The sequence below is a fragment of the Streptomyces sp. NPDC043812 genome, assembly GCF_056436245.1.
Genome location: NZ_JBWKCY010000007.1, coordinates 205,532 through 219,918 on the forward strand (window position 1 = coordinate 205,532; position 14,387 = coordinate 219,918).

A 14,387-nucleotide genomic window follows, 5' to 3' on the forward strand; every position below is an offset into this window, starting at 1 on the left:
AGCGGAACGTCGGCGGAGGCGGCAATCGCCGGGCCCTGTGAAAGGCGACGGCGTCCGGACGGCGCGTGCGAAGCGGCGGACAGTACGGGAAGCGGAGGTTCGGGGTTGGTGCGGGCTGCCAGGACGCGTGTCGCGGCGGTCCACCGGTTGTCCTCCGTTCGGCGGCAGCCAGCCGTCACTCCCGCTGCGGGTGCACCGGCCTCACCCGGCACCGGATCGTTCGTCGCGTCGCGCCGCACGATCCGTGGTCATCAGCAGAAGCTGCGTCAGCGCCGCGGCCGCGAGCACGCCCGCGGTGAGGAAGAAGCCGGTGCCGAACGCGGCGCCCGGCAGCGGCGTCTCCCCTCCGTGGCCGTGGAGCAACGTCGCTCCCACGAGTGCCGTGCCGAGTGTTCCGCCGACCTGCAGGCACATCTCCAGCAGTCCGGACGCCCCACCACGACGGCTGACCGGCGGTGCGGTCATGGCGACCGACATCGCCGGGTTGTAGACGCAGGGGATCGACACGCCCCACACGAGCAGCGCGGCGCCGAACGGCCAGTAGCTGTCACTCCCCACGGCCACGCCCATCAGAGCGAAGCCCAGCGCGCCGCCCGCCGCGCCCGCCACGGTCAGCGGCCGGGCACCGAAACGCCGTACCAGCGCTCCGGTGGCGGGCGCGAGCGCCACCGTCGGGACCATGGCCGGAAGCATCGCGAGACCGGCGGCCGACGGGCTGAGTCCGAGCGAGTCCTGTACGTAGACGGCCCCGTACACCACGGCCGCGAGGAAGCTGAACTGCGCGCAGAGAACCATCACGGCCGAGCCGAGGAACCGGCGGTTCGTCAGCAGGCCCACGTCCACGAGGGGCGCACGTCGCTGTAGTTCGACACGAACGAACAGCCACAGCAGCACCAGTCCCGCCCCGAGCGGCGCGAGGACGGCGGCGGCCGGCCGGTCCTGGCCCCCGGACTGCATGACTGACGTCACGACCAGGCCGAGGCCGGCCACCGAGGTGACCAGGCCGCGCACGTCGAAGCCCGCGTGCGACAGCTCGCCCGGTGGGCGCCGGTCGACCGCACGGCGGGTGATCACGACGATGGCCGCAGCGGGCAGAAGATTCAGGAAGAAGATCGAGCGCCATCCGAGGCTCTGCGTGAGCAGGCCGCCCAGCAGTGGACCGGCGGCGAGAGCGACCGACGCGGCGCCGACATACGTCCCGATCGCCTTGGCCAGCCGCTCCGGCGGGAACGTGTTCGTGATGATCGTCATCGTCTGGGGGAGCATGGCCGCTGCCGCAGCGCCTTGGACGGCGCGTGCCGCGACCAGCGCACCACCGTTGCCGGCCAGCCCGCACAGCAACGAGGCGGCGGCGAATCCGGCCGTCCCGAGCAGGAACATTCTCCGCGCCCCGAACAGGTCCCCGAACCGGCCGCCCGCAGCAGCGACGCAGGCGAACGCGAGGATGTACACGTTGGGCACCCAGTGGGAGAGCGCGACGCTCATTCCGAGGTCGTCCCTGATCGTCGGGAGGGCGACCCCGACCACCGTTTCGTCGAGGAACGTCATGCCGAGGGCGAGGCTGGTGGCGGCCAGTACCCACCGCTGCCTGCGGGGCCCGGGTGCGGTCTGCGTGCCCGTCGCCGCACGCGGGGGAACCGGAACCATGGGCCGACTCTACGGACCCTGTACATCGATCGCGCTGCACCACGAGTCGCTGCGGTCGAACCGGGGCAGCGAGGGGAACGGCCGCACTCGGGTGTGTGTTAGGTGCGGCCACCCATGGCCGTTGCGGGATTCTCTGACTAAGGTCAGAGAATGGATGCTGTGCAGATCGACCAGGTGCGGCGGTTCAACCGCACCGTCACCGAAAGCGTGGGCGCGCTGAACGATCGCTATCTGGGCGGCGAGCGGCCCATCGGCGCGGCGCGGCTGCTCTGGGAGATCGGGGACCAGGGCCAGGACGTACGGCAGTTGCGCGAACGCCTCGCGCTCGATTCCGGGTATGTGAGTCGGCTGCTGCGCTCCCTGGAAACCGACGGACTGGTGACGGTGGAGCCCCAGCTCCGGGACAAGCGTGTGCGCACCGTCCGGCTCACCGATGCCGGCCGCGCGGAGCGCGCCGCGCTCGACGGCCGCAGCGACCAACTGGCCGGCTCACTCCTGGCGCCGCTCAACACCGCGCAGCGTGCCCGGTTGGTCGCCGCCATGGCCGAGGTCGACAGGTTGCTGACCGCCGCGACCGTCACACTGGAGGAAGTCGATCCGGAGCAGCCCGAGTCCGAGCGCTGTCTGCGGTCCTACTTCAGCGAGTTGCAGGAGCGCTTCGAGAGCGGCTTCGACCCCGCACTGAGCCTGCTGCCCGACGCGGGTGAACTCCGGCCACCGAACGGGGTGTTCCTCGTTGCCCGGCTGCACGGCGAGCCCGTCGGCTGCGCCGGTCTGAAGATGCCGTCCGGCGCGCCGGCCGAGGTCAAGCGCATGTGGGTCGCGCCCCACGCCAGGAGCCTCGGTCTCGGCCGCCGATTCCTTGCCGAGCTCGAGGCGCGGGCCGCCCGGCGGGGCTGCAGCTTGCTGCGCCTGGACACCAACAGGGCACTCGACGCCGCGATCGGTCTGTACCACTCCTACGGTTTCCGGGAGGTCCCCGCCTTCAACGACGAGCCCTACGCGCAGCACTGGTTCGAGAAGCAGGTCACCGCAGCAGCCTGGCCCGCACTGTAGTGGTGCCGGCTCCTGGAGCGTCGTGTGTCAGTTGGTGCAGCCGACCACTGCCGGAGCACCGGGCGTGCAGTTGCTGGGGACGTTCTTCGCCACACGGGTGGCGGTGAGAGACACGGTGCCGTCTGAGTTGGAGATCCCGCCGAGACCGGTTCTGGCCAAGTTGTAAGTGACCTTGCTGTTCCTCATGGTGGTCTCGGCGTCGGCGTCGGCGTCGGCGCCGGTGTTGGGTTACGGCATCGCCGCGAATGTCTCCCGGTGGTCGCGTGCCCACTGCTCGAACGTGCCCGCCGGCCGGCCGAGCACCCGCGGCACGTGGTCGGTGACATAGGCCGCACCGCCGGCGCGCGCCCAGCCGATGCCAGTGATCATCCCGGCTGGCAACTGGTCAAGCGCATCCGTGTCGGTGATCTTGACCGGCCGTTCCAGCACGCGCTCCAGGATCGCCGCCTGGTCTGCGAACGTCAGCAGCTCCGGCCCGGTCAGGTCGTACCGCTGCCCGTCGTGCGCTTCGCTGGTCATGGCGGCGACGGCGACGGCAGCCACGTCCCTAGGGTCGACGATGGCCTGCCGGGAGTCGCCGACCAGGTTCGGGATCGGCTCTCCGGCCTGGACCAGCGCCCGGTACCACAAGAAGTTCGAGGCGAAGCTCGGCGGGCGGAGCATCGTCCACACGAGCCCGCTGGCCTCGATCGCCTCCTCGGCGGAAAGGTGCCACGCGCCAACGGTCGCCCCGTCGAATCGCTCGCCGCTGCCGATGGCGGACAGCTTGACGACCTTACGGACGCCCGCCGCCCGCGCGGCCGTGACCAGGGCGATGTCGTGGTCCGCGGTCGGCACGGGGGGCACGGTTACGAGCAAGACCGTGTCGACGTCGGCCACCGCGCGCGCCAGCGACGCCGGGTCGTCGAAGTCGGCCCGCACCCCTCCGGGCCGCTCGCGGCGGGACATCGCCCGAAACGGCACGCCCTGTTCGGTGAGCAGACGCACGACGTGACTACCGATGGTGCCGGTGGCACCCGTAACGAGGATCATGTCCCGACGATCGCATCGCTCTCACGCCGCGTGATAGGAAGTTTCGGCACTATCGTGGACCGCGTGAGCTCTCTCAACATGCCGCCTGCCCTTGTGCGTTGGGTGGCCGGGATCGATGTCGCTACGGGGGCCGATTCGGCGGCGGTCGACGTGCCCGATCACGCCACCACACTTCTCCTGCGCAGTGACAAGCGTGAGCTGATAGTCATGGGCCCCCGTACCCGGGCCGCCTATCACGTCGGCGCGCCCAGCCACTCGTGCGTGCGGGTTCGCATGCGGCCGGGTCGTGCCCAAGCCCTGCTCGGCCGTCCGCTGCGTGATCTCGCCGACCGCGCCCTGCCGCTCCGCGAACTACCGGGCCTGGACGTCGACCAGCTCGCCGCCGATCCGATCGCCGCTCTCGAAGTGGCATTGGTTGATCGGCCGGAGCCTCCGGAGCGGCTCGACGAGGCGGCACACCTACTGGTCGGCACCACTGTCGCCACGACCGCGGCCCGGTTGCACATCAGTGAGCGCCGCCTGCACACCCTGTTCACCGCCGGCACCGGCCTGTCCCCCAAGCACTTCGCACGCATCGACCGCGTTCGCACCGTGCTCGCGGCCGATGCCGGCCGGTGGTCGGACATCGCCGCGACGGCGGGTTACTACGACCAGTCCCACATGACGGCCGAGTTCCGTCACTTCATGGGTGTCCCGCCGGCCGCGTTCACCGCGGGGCGGCGTCCCGCCGCGACTCCGTGCACTGCCTGAGTTCCAAGACCGGCAAAGGAGTCTCCCGGCGCGAGTTCCAAGTCAGTTGATGCTGGGGCTGCACGGGGTGACGCGCCGCAGTCGTAGCCCGCACGGAGTGGACGGACTGTGCTCGACTGCGCCGAAGTTGACAGCCGGCCAGGGAGTGGCCGGGGGTGTCGGATCGCACGTACCGCGCCCTGCGCGGCACGACTGTCGCGTACGTTCCGACGCAGCCATCGCTAGTGCCGCTTCTTGCAACGTCCGCCTCGGTCCCCCGGTCGGGCCGGGGGAGCCGAGGACGTTGCCGTGGTGCGCGTAGTCTCACGGCATGCACGCGCACCTGAGCTCCGAGAACCCTCCTGCACCGCTTCATGACGTGGTGGCCGAGACCTTCGAGCGAGCCCTGCGCGACCACTCGCAGGAGGGCGAGGCGGCGAGCGAGCTGGTCGGGATCGCGTTGAACGACGACAGCCGGGCGTTCGTGGAGCACTGGTGCATGGAGATCGGGACGCGGGCCGTGTCGGGCAGTCCACTGCTCGGACTGGCGGGCCTCTGCCTGGGCCACACCGCTCGACGCTTCGGGCATCTCAGCGATGAGGCCGTTGCCCTGGCGGAGTCCCTGGCGGCGCGTGCCGAGGCGGATCCGTCCGACGTGGACGGACGGGCCCTCGACGGCCTTGACGACATCCGGTGTTTCCTGCGTCGCGGCCAGGCCGAGTAGTGCGGGTCATGCGGCATTTGCCCTGGCCACGAGGGCGTTGTGGCGCCTGTCGGTGGCGTGCATGTTCCGAGGGACGATGGGAGCGGGACCCGAGTGCCCCAGGCTCCCTCTGTGCAGCGGGGGAGCGGGTGGTCCGGCGTCACCTGTGCCCGGACCGTCAAGGTCAACTCGGCGCGGCTGTCCGCGCCATGAGACAGGCGCCGGGGACGCCACCGGCCGGGACGCTGCAGGTCCACTCTCCGCCGAGGTCCCCGCATACGCGGGGCACGCCGCGATCGAGCCGGGTGCCGCAGTCCCGACACTGAACCGACTCCCGACGCCGGAAGCGTTCCGGCGTCGTCAAGGCTCGCAAGGAAGTCCGCATCAGCCCGGCCGCCTCGGAACAGCACTACGGGGAACTCGGCGTCGGCCGACGCCGTGCTCGCGCGGGCGGCCGTGCTGCGGGTCGTAGGCGCTCGGGGGTGTCGGCCGGGGATGTGACAGACCGTCGATCGCGGCGCCTACCGGGCACCCCGCTCGGTGCCCCGGGTACCGGCGGACGGGGCCGTCGGCCCGTTGCTCCAGGTCTCCACCCGCATCGGGCGGGAAACGGTTCGTCGCTGTCCCTCTTTCGTAGGGGCTTTCGGCGCCATTCGGGGCACGAGGCGCGGTCGGCGCGGGGCTCGGATCCGCCTGGGCGAGGGGCCCTTCCGGACTCACTCGAACGGTCTAGGTGGTGAGGGAGGGCCCTTGTCCCGACTGGGCCGTGCACCCCCCGGAGTTGCGTCGCCATGGTGGCCATGAGTCCTTGGAGAGCGTGTCCTGCCGGATCTCACCATCAGGAGGAGACATGGGCACTGTGAAGAACGGCCAATCGGCCGAAAGGCTGTCCGTGGTTTTCGCGGTTCGCGTGATCGAGGGCGGCGAGCAGGGATTCCTGGAGATGTACGAGCAGATGCGGAAATCCGTCGCTCGTACGCCCGGGCACATCGTCGAAAGGCTGGGAGCACCCGTTGACGACTCCCGTCAGTGGGTGATCACCAGCGAGTGGGAGACGCCCGAGCATTTCTTCGCCTGGCAGCAGAGTGAGGACCATCAAGCACTGGTGGCCCCGCTCCGTACCTGGGTCGACTCGACGCAGTCGCTGCGGTTCCGGGTCGTCAAGGAGACCGTGGAGGAGAAGTCATGACGCACACCACGCACAACGCCGGCCCCGTCGCGGTCCTCGGTCTCGGCACGATGGGCAGCGGCCTGGCCTCACGCCTGATCGCACAAGGCATACAAGTGCGGGTCTGGAACCGGACCCCGGAGCGGGCCGAGCCGCTCGCCCGGGCCGGCGCGATCGCCGTCGGCCGTCCCGCCGAAGCCGTCGAAGGCACGAGTGCTGCCATCTGCACCGTCGCCGACGGCGAGGCCCTCGCCTCCGTCCTGCGAGGCCCGGACGGCGTTCTGGCCAGGGGCACCTACCCCGGGGCCCTGATCTGCGCCAGCACCGTCGCGCCCGAGGACGTCGTCCGACTCGCCGGGGACGTGCCGTCCGTCCTGGACGTCGGAATGCTCGGCAACCGCGACCACGCCCGCGACGGCGAACTGCGGCTGTTCGTCGGCGGTGAGGAGCGAGTGTTCACCGCCGGCCGGCCGCTGCTGGAAAAGCTGGGCAAGGAGGTCGTCCATCTGGGCGCGCTCGGTTCCGGCATGCGGATGAAGCTGCTGCTCAATCTCCTCATGGGGATAGAGGTGCAGGCCATGGCCGAAGCCGCCGAACTGGCGGCCGCCTCCGGTCTCGACAAGCAGCTCGTCCTCCGGGCGATTGCGGGCAGCGGCTTCGCCTCGCCGGTCATGTCGTTCAAGTCGCGGCGTCTGGCCACCGGGCGATTCGACGAGCCGGACTTCCGGCTGCGCCTGATGGCCAAGGACCTCATGCTCGCTACGGAGCAGGCGACTGCGGCAGGCCTGCGCCTTCCGCTCACCGCCGCAGCCGCGGAGACCCACGCCCGCGCCACCGAGCAAGGGCTCGGAGACGAGGACTGTGCCGCGGTCACACGAGCAGTCGCACCAGAATCAGGAACCCACACATGATCATCGACATCCACGGGCATCTGTCCCCGCCGGAAGCTGCCAGACGCTTCCCCATGCCCCCGAGCCTGACCGACGTCGACGGAATGCTGGCGGCCCGCGATCAGGCCGGGATCGACCTCACCATCATCGGGAGCCCGGTGGGGGCCGGTGCGATGGCACGGGTTCCGGGCGTCGACAACTACAAGCAGCCACGCGACCGGCTGCGTGGATTCCACGCGTGGATGTCGGGTCTGATCGCTTCGTTCCCGGACCAGTTGCGCGGGTACGTCTACGCCAACCCGTTCGGCGACGACGATCACCTGGAAGGGGTGCGGGAGACCCTGGCGGACCCCGCCTTCGTCGGCCTGATCACCACTTCCAGCGTCCGCGGCGAGCTGCTCGGCTCGCCGCGGGCGGACTCCTTCTTCGCGCTTGCCGCGGAGGCAGGAGTCCCGGTCCTGGTGCACGCACCGGCCGAACCGATCGGCACGGAGCACGTGGACAGCGTCGGCTTCGTCGAGCAGATCGGCCGGTTCGGGGACGTCACTCTGGGCATGGCCATGATCGCGTTCGCGGGATGGCTGGACAAGTACCCGGATCTTCGGCTGATCGGCGCGACCGGCGGCGGCGCGATGGCGCTGCTGCCGGAGCGGCTGCAGACGGCGGCAGCTCCCCGGCACTGGGGCGGGGGAGCGCCGCCCTCCGCAGCACCGTCCTCCGCCGCGCCGGTGTCCGGCGGGCAGGCGCCGGGGCGGCAGGAGGCAGGCGGCGCGCCGCCCACCGTCGCACCGTCGGCCGACCCGGCCGCGGCCCTGCGGCGCATGTACGTCGACACCAGCCCGTTCAGCCCGGCACACCTCGGCCTCAACGCGGAGGTCCTCGGACCCGAACGGATGCTGTTCGGCAGCGACTCGCCGCCGATGGCCGCGCCGCTGGAGGACCTCATCCGCATGATCGAGAAGCTGCCCGTGGACAAGGCGTCCCAGCAGCTCATCCTCGGCGGCAACGCCGAGGCCCTCTTCGACCTCAGGAGCCGTCCGTGACCACCACGCAGGACCCCGCCACCGCAGCCGAGAAATGCACCGCAGAATTCCGGAGAAATCCGCACCCGGTCTACGCCGCGCTCCGGGACACGGCGCCCGTCTGCCCGATGACGCCGCCGCACGGCCTCGAAACGTACCTGATCACGCGGTACGAGGACGCCCGGGCCGCCCTGTCCGACCCTCGGCTGAGCAAGGACATGTACGGCGCCATGGACTCCTACCGAAGGATCTTCGGTGACTCCTCGGTCTCGCTCGACGACAACATGCTCAACGCCGACGCCCCCAAGCACACCCGGCTGCGCAAGCTCGTCAACTCCGAGTTCACGCCCCGCCGGGTGGAGGCGCTGCGGTCGAAGATCCAGGATGTCGTCGACGAGCTGCTCGACGCGTGCCCCACCCGGGAGCCGGTGGATCTGCTGCCCGCGTTCGCCTTCCCGCTGCCGATCACCGTGATCTGCGAACTGCTCGGTGTGCCGCCCGAGGAGCGGTCCCACATGCAGCGGCTGTCCACCACGGTGGCGCAGACGGGCTTCAGCAAGGAGTCCAAGCGGGCTCAGCAGAAGGCGGAGGAGGACCTGCACGCCTACTTCACGCAGCTCATCGCGCGAAAGCGCGAGCACCCCGGCGACGACCTGCTCAGCGCGCTCACCGAGGTCCAGGACAAGGACGGCGGCCTCACGGGGAACGAGCTGGTCTCGACGGCGTTCCTGTTGATGTTCGCGGGTCACAAGACGACCGCGTACCTCATCGGCAATGCCGTGCACCACTTCCTGGCCAACCCCGCACAGCTGCGCGCCGTGCAGGAAAACCCTGAGCTGGTCGGCACCGCGGTGGAAGAACTGGTGCGCTACGACGGCTCGGTGGAGAGCGCGACGTTCCGGTTCGCGACCGAGGACGTGGAGATCGGCGGTACGCGGATCCCGAAGGGCGCCCTTGTCCAGATCTCGCTCCTTTCCGCGAATCGCGATCCGCGGAAGTTCGACTCTCCGGACGAGTTCGACGTCACCCGGCAGGGAAACACGCAGAGCGGCCACCTGGGGTTCGGCCACGGCAGCCACTACTGCCTGGGCGCGCCGCTGGCGCGGCTGGAGATGCAGCTGGCCCTCACCAGCCTGTTCAGCCGGTTCCCGAAACTCGCTCCGGCCGACCCCGCGGCTCAGCCGAAGTGGATGGAGGTCCCCTTCCCGGCCTTCCGCGGCCTCGCGGAACTGCCGGTCGTGCTGGACCCCGAACCGTGACCGGCAGCGGAGGCGTTGTCTCCCCGCGGAGTCGGTTCGGACCTCCGAGCAGGCTCACACCGCGGGCAGTGGCACAGCCGTTCCGTCGCCGCTGACGACCTCCACGGTCGGCGTGCGCCCTGTGCGGCAGCGCCCCTCCGCGGTACGCGGCTCGGGCCCGGCTCCCTGAATGGGGAGCCGGGCCCGAGCCGTTTCGCCGTCAGGCGGCCGTGGCCGTCGGACTCCACCTCGCGCAGGTCCGGCGCGATCGGTCCCGGGCGCATCCCCGCCGCTCCGCCGCGAGCGCCGAACGCCGCCTGGCCGGCCGGACTCGAGCCTTCGGTGGCAGACCCTCGGGCGATCTCCCCCAGCGTGACGGCCGGATGGTGCCCCCACCGCTTTGCGATGTCCCTCGGCCCCGGTGGGGCGGAGGAGGCCCCCATGCATCTGACGCCGCGGGCTGATCCTCAAAAGATCGCCGGGACGTGACCAGGGCCCCGGCGATCCTCTCGGGCCCATGCCTCTTCACCGTGCCCCGCCGTCACGTGACCAAGTGCGTGTGCACCGCCGGGTGTCCGGGGCACCCACGCTCAATCCACCATCCATGGCGACGCGTTCCCGTGCCCCAGCCGACGGCGCGGGCGGGCGCAGCGCGCTGTCGGTGCCCCCTGGCAAGATCGGGGACATGACCAGCACCGGTACTCCTGTCCCGCTCCCGGCCAACCACCGGATTTCCGAGACCTACGCCGACTGGGCGCGCGTACGGGATCCGCACGTGGAGACCGCCGCCCGTGCCGTGCTCGAAGAGGCAGACCGGCACCGGGGCCGGGCCTGGGAGAAGCCCGGTCGGTTCGTGGACGGCATGGAGCGCGTGGCCCGTGGACTGCCGGCTGCCCATCTGCCCTGGTTCTGGGACACCATCGGCCACTGGCTGCTGGAAACGCACGGCCGCTCCGCCGCCCGCGCGTACAGCCAGGCACGCGCCGCCGAACGCACCCACCAGCTGCACGTCGACCCCGGTTGGCGGCAGGCGAACGTGTTGCTGTTCGCCCGATTCGGCGCTTTGCCGGCCACCGAACTCAGCGGCCACCCCGCGTGGTTGGCCGGTGTACTCGAACCGGGCGACGCACACCGCGAGTTCGTCAGCATGCTGACGCTCTGGGCGGCGTCCCCTGGCGCTCTGCCCGCCGACCTGGCCCGCCGGGTCCGTGACTCGGCCCGCCGAGCCGGCCTCGGCACCGAGGAGGAGGCCCGGGTGCTGGGCGAGCTGCTGGCCGCAGCCGGCGGGAAGGCCGTACCCGACCGGCTGCTCGACGCGGCCGCCGGCCCGCTTTCCGCGCACCCGCCGACCGACGGCCAGGCCACCGCCCTCCTCGACCTGTTCCCCGAGTCGAAGAACGACGCGGCCGCGTGGCTGCGGCTGCTCATCGGCTGCGGCGCCGCCGACGCCGCCGCAGTCGGCCGGATCGCCCCAGAGGGAGGCCTCGGCGACTGGCTGCGCCGCTACTCGGCCGGCTACTCGCACCGCACCGTCGCCGGCGGCGGCGTGACCCGCCAGCCCATGCCGGCCGAACTCTTCGACCTGGTGGGCCGGTTCGCCCCGCTGCTGCGGGCGGCCGGCACGCCGGTCCGGCTGCACGAGGACCGCTACCGGTGGCCGCACCTGGACGCCGACCTGCTCGACATCTGCCTTGCCGAGGGAATACCGGTCGAGGACCCCGGCCCGGCCATCGGCCTCGAGTTCTGGGGCGAGCACTCGCAACGCGACCTGAAGGCGCTCGCCGCCGACCCGGTGTTCGGGCCCCGGCTGGAGGGCACCGTGCACGCCGGGCTCCGTCCCGGCGGCGGCACGGCCATCAGCCGGCTCCCGCGCAACCCGGGCATCGCCGCCGAGGTGCACGCCCGGATCGAGAAGCTGATCGGGGCCCTGCGCGGCGGCGGGCTCGCCGCGGCCGACGAAGCCGTCGACGAACTGCGTGACCTCCTCGACCGCCCCACTGCCATCGCCCTGGACGGCATCGACGAGGCCCTCGACGCCCTTGACCTCACAGGGCCGCTTGCCCGCGTCCTGCGCGCCGGACTGCCCGAGGAACTGGCCTGGCCCGCTCTGGAGGAGGCTCTTGCCGAGTTCCGGCCCGACGAGACCGTGCATGTCACCTGCACCTGGCCGGTGCTCACCGTCTACGGGGACGCGCGTGCCATCGCCGTCGACCACGCCGGTCGCCGCGGTGACCACACCCTGGCGCTGCCCGATACGGCCCGCGGCCACACCGTGTACTGGGTCGGTGGCCAGTTCCTCGTCGCCTGGAACAAGGAACACGAGGACAACTGGCCCCGAGCCGCCTACTGGTCCGAACGGCCCGGCGAGACCTTCGAACCTGCCGAGGCGTACGGACTGCGTCCCTACGGCGGCAGCATCCAGGGCGGCCTCGGCTACCAGTTCGCCACCTCCGACGGCGAGGGCCGGTACGACGGCGAACGCGTGCTGCGGGCAGGCGGCCGCGAGGGAATCGGCCACCGTGACTACCAGATGAGCGACGGCTGCGCCGTCTGGAGCTCCGAGGTGTTCGGCGGACGCCGCAACGGCTGGGCCCGTCTCGACCCGGACACGGGCACCCCCACCGATGAACGCACCCTGCCCGTTTTCCACACGCCCGCCGAAGTACCGCCCGGCACCGAGCCCTTCGCCGACCACCGGATCCTCGCGTGGCTGCCGCAAGACGTCACGAACTCCCCGCTCGGCCAGGACGGGCGGCTCACCGGCTGCCGGGTCCACCATCGCACCCCGTATGCCGGGCCGTCGCCCCGCGAATTCGTGCTGGAATCCATCGACGGCCGTACCGCCTCCTACCGCAGCGGCCGTTGGGGCCGCCGCCCCTGGGGCATCCTCGCCCTGCCACTCGGCGGGGAGGATGCCGTCCTGGCCGGCGAGACAATCGTCCGCTGCCACGCCGCCGAAGACAACTCGCTGCTCTGGCAGGTGCGTGGCTTCCCCGGCAGCCGGGACCGTTCCCCGGTCCGTGCAACCCTCGGCGAGCAGGCCGGGCCCGTGCCGCCGCCCGCCTACTGGCACTTCCTCACCGCCCGCGACGAGGCCTCCTCCGAAGCCCTGCGGGCCGTCACCGACCCCGCGGTGCGCCGACTGCTGGACCCGGTCGCCAGCAGCTGTGACGACGAGTCCCATCCCCTGCCCGGCGTGACCGACCCGCGGATCCGGGCCGGCGTCGCCCGCGCCGTCCGGCTCGCCGCAGACGTGCTGCGCCGCCGACGGGAGCTGTCCCACCGGGTCGCCGTGATGCGGTCGGGCCCGGTGGTCGACCTCCCCGACCCGGTGCCCGACACCCGACTCGCCCCCGCACTGCACGATCTGCTGCCCCAGCTGCGCGCCTACGAGCAGCAGCCCTCGCAGCCGCAGCCCGCCCTGCTCACGGCGGTCGCCGCCGACGGCCGGTACCTGCGCGGCGAGATCGACGACGAGGTCCGGGTGCTCGCGCTGCCCGCCACCCCGCCCGAGTGGGCGGTGCTGGTCGGCCGGATCGATGCCGTGGCCTGGCGGGCAGCCGTCGGCGCCACCCCCGACGGGCAACGGCAGGCCCTGACCGCCCTGCTCGACGTGTGGAGCCGGCAGCCGTTCGCCCAAGCCGGCAGCGCCTGGCGGACCGGCCGCGCTCCCGAACAGCCGATCGCCGAACTCCGTGCAGCCGTCACTGTGGCCTCCGGGAATGTCCGCAGCGGGCTCGCCCCCTTCCTCCAGCGCGCCGCTGACCCGTCGCCCGCCGACGCCGAGGAATGCGAAACGCACACCATCGCCTTCGACGACACCACCCGGCTGCCCCTCCTGCTGGCACTGCTCGCCGAGCACGGCCCGTTGCCGGTTCCCGACGAGGCCGTGGACCTGTTCCGTTGGCGGACCGGGGTGCCGCGTCCGATCGCGGCCCTGGTCCTCGACGGTTTCGCCGGCAGCGCCGACTACGACGCGCACCGCAAGCTGCTCCGCGCCAAGCCCTACAAGGCGGACCGGGCCACTGCCCAGGCGTACGACGAGTTCCGGCGGCGCCTCGGCCCGGCCGGCCGGCGCACCGTCCTCGCGGCCGCCGTGCCTGCGGATCCGGCCGGACTCTGGGCGCCCGGCGGCCTGACCGCCGCCGCGGACCGGATGGCCGCTGCCTGGGCCGGGCTCCTCGGCACCGGGCCGTACACCGACGACGGCAGCCACGCCGCGGCGCTGGCTGCGGATCGCGGGCTGCCGGAGACCTGGGCCACGGCCCTGCTCACCGGCCGGCTCTCGGAGCCCCTGGACGTCGACGGGGTCCGGGCCGCCGCAACCGCCGCTGCCTGGGCGCTCACCGAGCGCCCGGTCGGCGACCCGGCAACTGCCGGCGCCCGGGCACTCATCGGCCGGCTCACCGACGCCCCCGCGACTCTGCTGGCCGGCCTACGCCGACTGGCCGACCGGTCCATCGCCACCCCGGTCCCGCCCGGCCAGTACGAGACCAATCCGCTGTTCAGCGTCCCGGCCCTGGTGGACGAGGCCGCGGAGACCCTCGGAGTCGGCCGCGACGCTGCCGCCCTCCACCTCCAACTGCACGCCCTCGACCGCCCGGCAGACCGCACCGTCCGCCGCTGGAACACCTGGACCCTCGACCACCACCGCGCGGTCCGCAAGGAACTCACCGCGGCCAAAGCCCCCCGCCCCGCGTCCGCGTCCGCCCCGTCGGACGCCCCCACGGCGGTCCCGCTCCCCGCACACGAGCGCTTCGCCCGCGCCTGGGCGGACCGGGCACGGTGATGGCCGCGGCTCACGGCTTCGGAGCCGTGCCGGCCGGCCCCGCTCACTTGACTGAGCCGACATCACTTCAGCAAGCTGGCCACTGCGTTGAGACGGCAGGACGCGGACCCTGT

Annotated in this window: 11 protein-coding genes; 8 read left to right on the forward strand and 3 right to left on the reverse strand. The window is 72.0% G+C overall.

Translation table 11 applies throughout. The features are described 5' to 3' along the window. Positions 1-201 precede the first annotated feature (201 nt). Complete coding sequence (locus AC067Z_RS13380) at positions 202-1,647, reverse strand: MFS transporter (protein ID WP_478789613.1); 1,446 nt, start codon at positions 1,645-1,647, stop codon at positions 202-204. Positions 1,648-1,797: 150 nt separating this feature from the next. Between AC067Z_RS13380 and AC067Z_RS13385 the strand changes: the two genes are divergently transcribed. Continuing rightward, positions 1,798-2,703, forward strand: a complete 906-nt coding sequence (locus tag AC067Z_RS13385) for a GNAT family N-acetyltransferase (RefSeq protein WP_478789614.1) — start codon at positions 1,798-1,800, stop codon at positions 2,701-2,703. 27 nt (positions 2,704-2,730) lie between these two features. On the opposite strand, the gene AC067Z_RS13390 is transcribed toward AC067Z_RS13385, so the two are convergent. Both AC067Z_RS13390 and AC067Z_RS13395 read right to left on the reverse strand, forming a co-directional pair. After that, complete coding sequence (locus tag AC067Z_RS13390) at positions 2,731-2,862, reverse strand: hypothetical protein (protein ID WP_478789615.1); 132 nt, start codon at positions 2,860-2,862, stop codon at positions 2,731-2,733. A gap of 69 nt (positions 2,863-2,931) precedes the next feature. Beyond that, the gene (locus AC067Z_RS13395) at positions 2,932-3,690 is read right to left on the reverse strand and encodes an NAD(P)H-binding protein (protein WP_478789616.1); all 759 of its coding nucleotides are present in this window, start codon (positions 3,688-3,690) and stop codon (positions 2,932-2,934) included. A gap of 108 nt (positions 3,691-3,798) precedes the next feature. On the opposite strand from AC067Z_RS13395, the gene AC067Z_RS13400 reads away from it, so the two are divergent. The 7 genes from AC067Z_RS13400 (at position 3,799) to AC067Z_RS13430 (ending at position 14,274) form a co-directional block, all read left to right on the forward strand. After that, positions 3,799-4,485 carry a helix-turn-helix domain-containing protein gene (locus AC067Z_RS13400; RefSeq protein ID WP_478789617.1) on the forward strand — a complete coding sequence of 229 codons (687 nt, stop codon included), beginning with the start codon at positions 3,799-3,801 and terminating at the stop codon, positions 4,483-4,485. A gap of 310 nt (positions 4,486-4,795) precedes the next feature. Then, positions 4,796-5,188, forward strand: a complete 393-nt coding sequence (locus AC067Z_RS13405) for a hypothetical protein (RefSeq protein ID WP_478789618.1) — start codon at positions 4,796-4,798, stop codon at positions 5,186-5,188. An 829-nt stretch (positions 5,189-6,017) separates the two neighbouring features. Continuing rightward, entirely contained in the window at positions 6,018-6,356 is a 339-nt protein-coding gene (locus AC067Z_RS13410; RefSeq protein WP_478789619.1) for an antibiotic biosynthesis monooxygenase family protein, read from the forward strand. Then, entirely contained in the window at positions 6,353-7,246 is an 894-nt protein-coding gene (locus AC067Z_RS13415; RefSeq protein WP_478789620.1) for an NAD(P)-dependent oxidoreductase, read from the forward strand. The genes AC067Z_RS13410 and AC067Z_RS13415 overlap by 4 nt, the downstream gene beginning before the upstream one ends. Continuing rightward, on the forward strand, positions 7,243-8,268 hold the full coding sequence (locus AC067Z_RS13420; protein WP_478789621.1) for an amidohydrolase family protein: 1,026 nt from the start codon (positions 7,243-7,245) through the stop codon (positions 8,266-8,268). The genes AC067Z_RS13415 and AC067Z_RS13420 overlap by 4 nt, the downstream gene beginning before the upstream one ends. Beyond that, positions 8,265-9,506, forward strand: a complete 1,242-nt coding sequence (locus AC067Z_RS13425) for a cytochrome P450 family protein (RefSeq protein WP_478789622.1) — start codon at positions 8,265-8,267, stop codon at positions 9,504-9,506. The genes AC067Z_RS13420 and AC067Z_RS13425 overlap by 4 nt, the downstream gene beginning before the upstream one ends. 664 nt (positions 9,507-10,170) lie before the next feature. After that, positions 10,171-14,274, forward strand: coding sequence for a hypothetical protein (locus AC067Z_RS13430; protein WP_478789623.1), 4,104 nt, complete (start codon positions 10,171-10,173; stop codon positions 14,272-14,274). Positions 14,275-14,387: the final 113 nt, after the last annotated feature.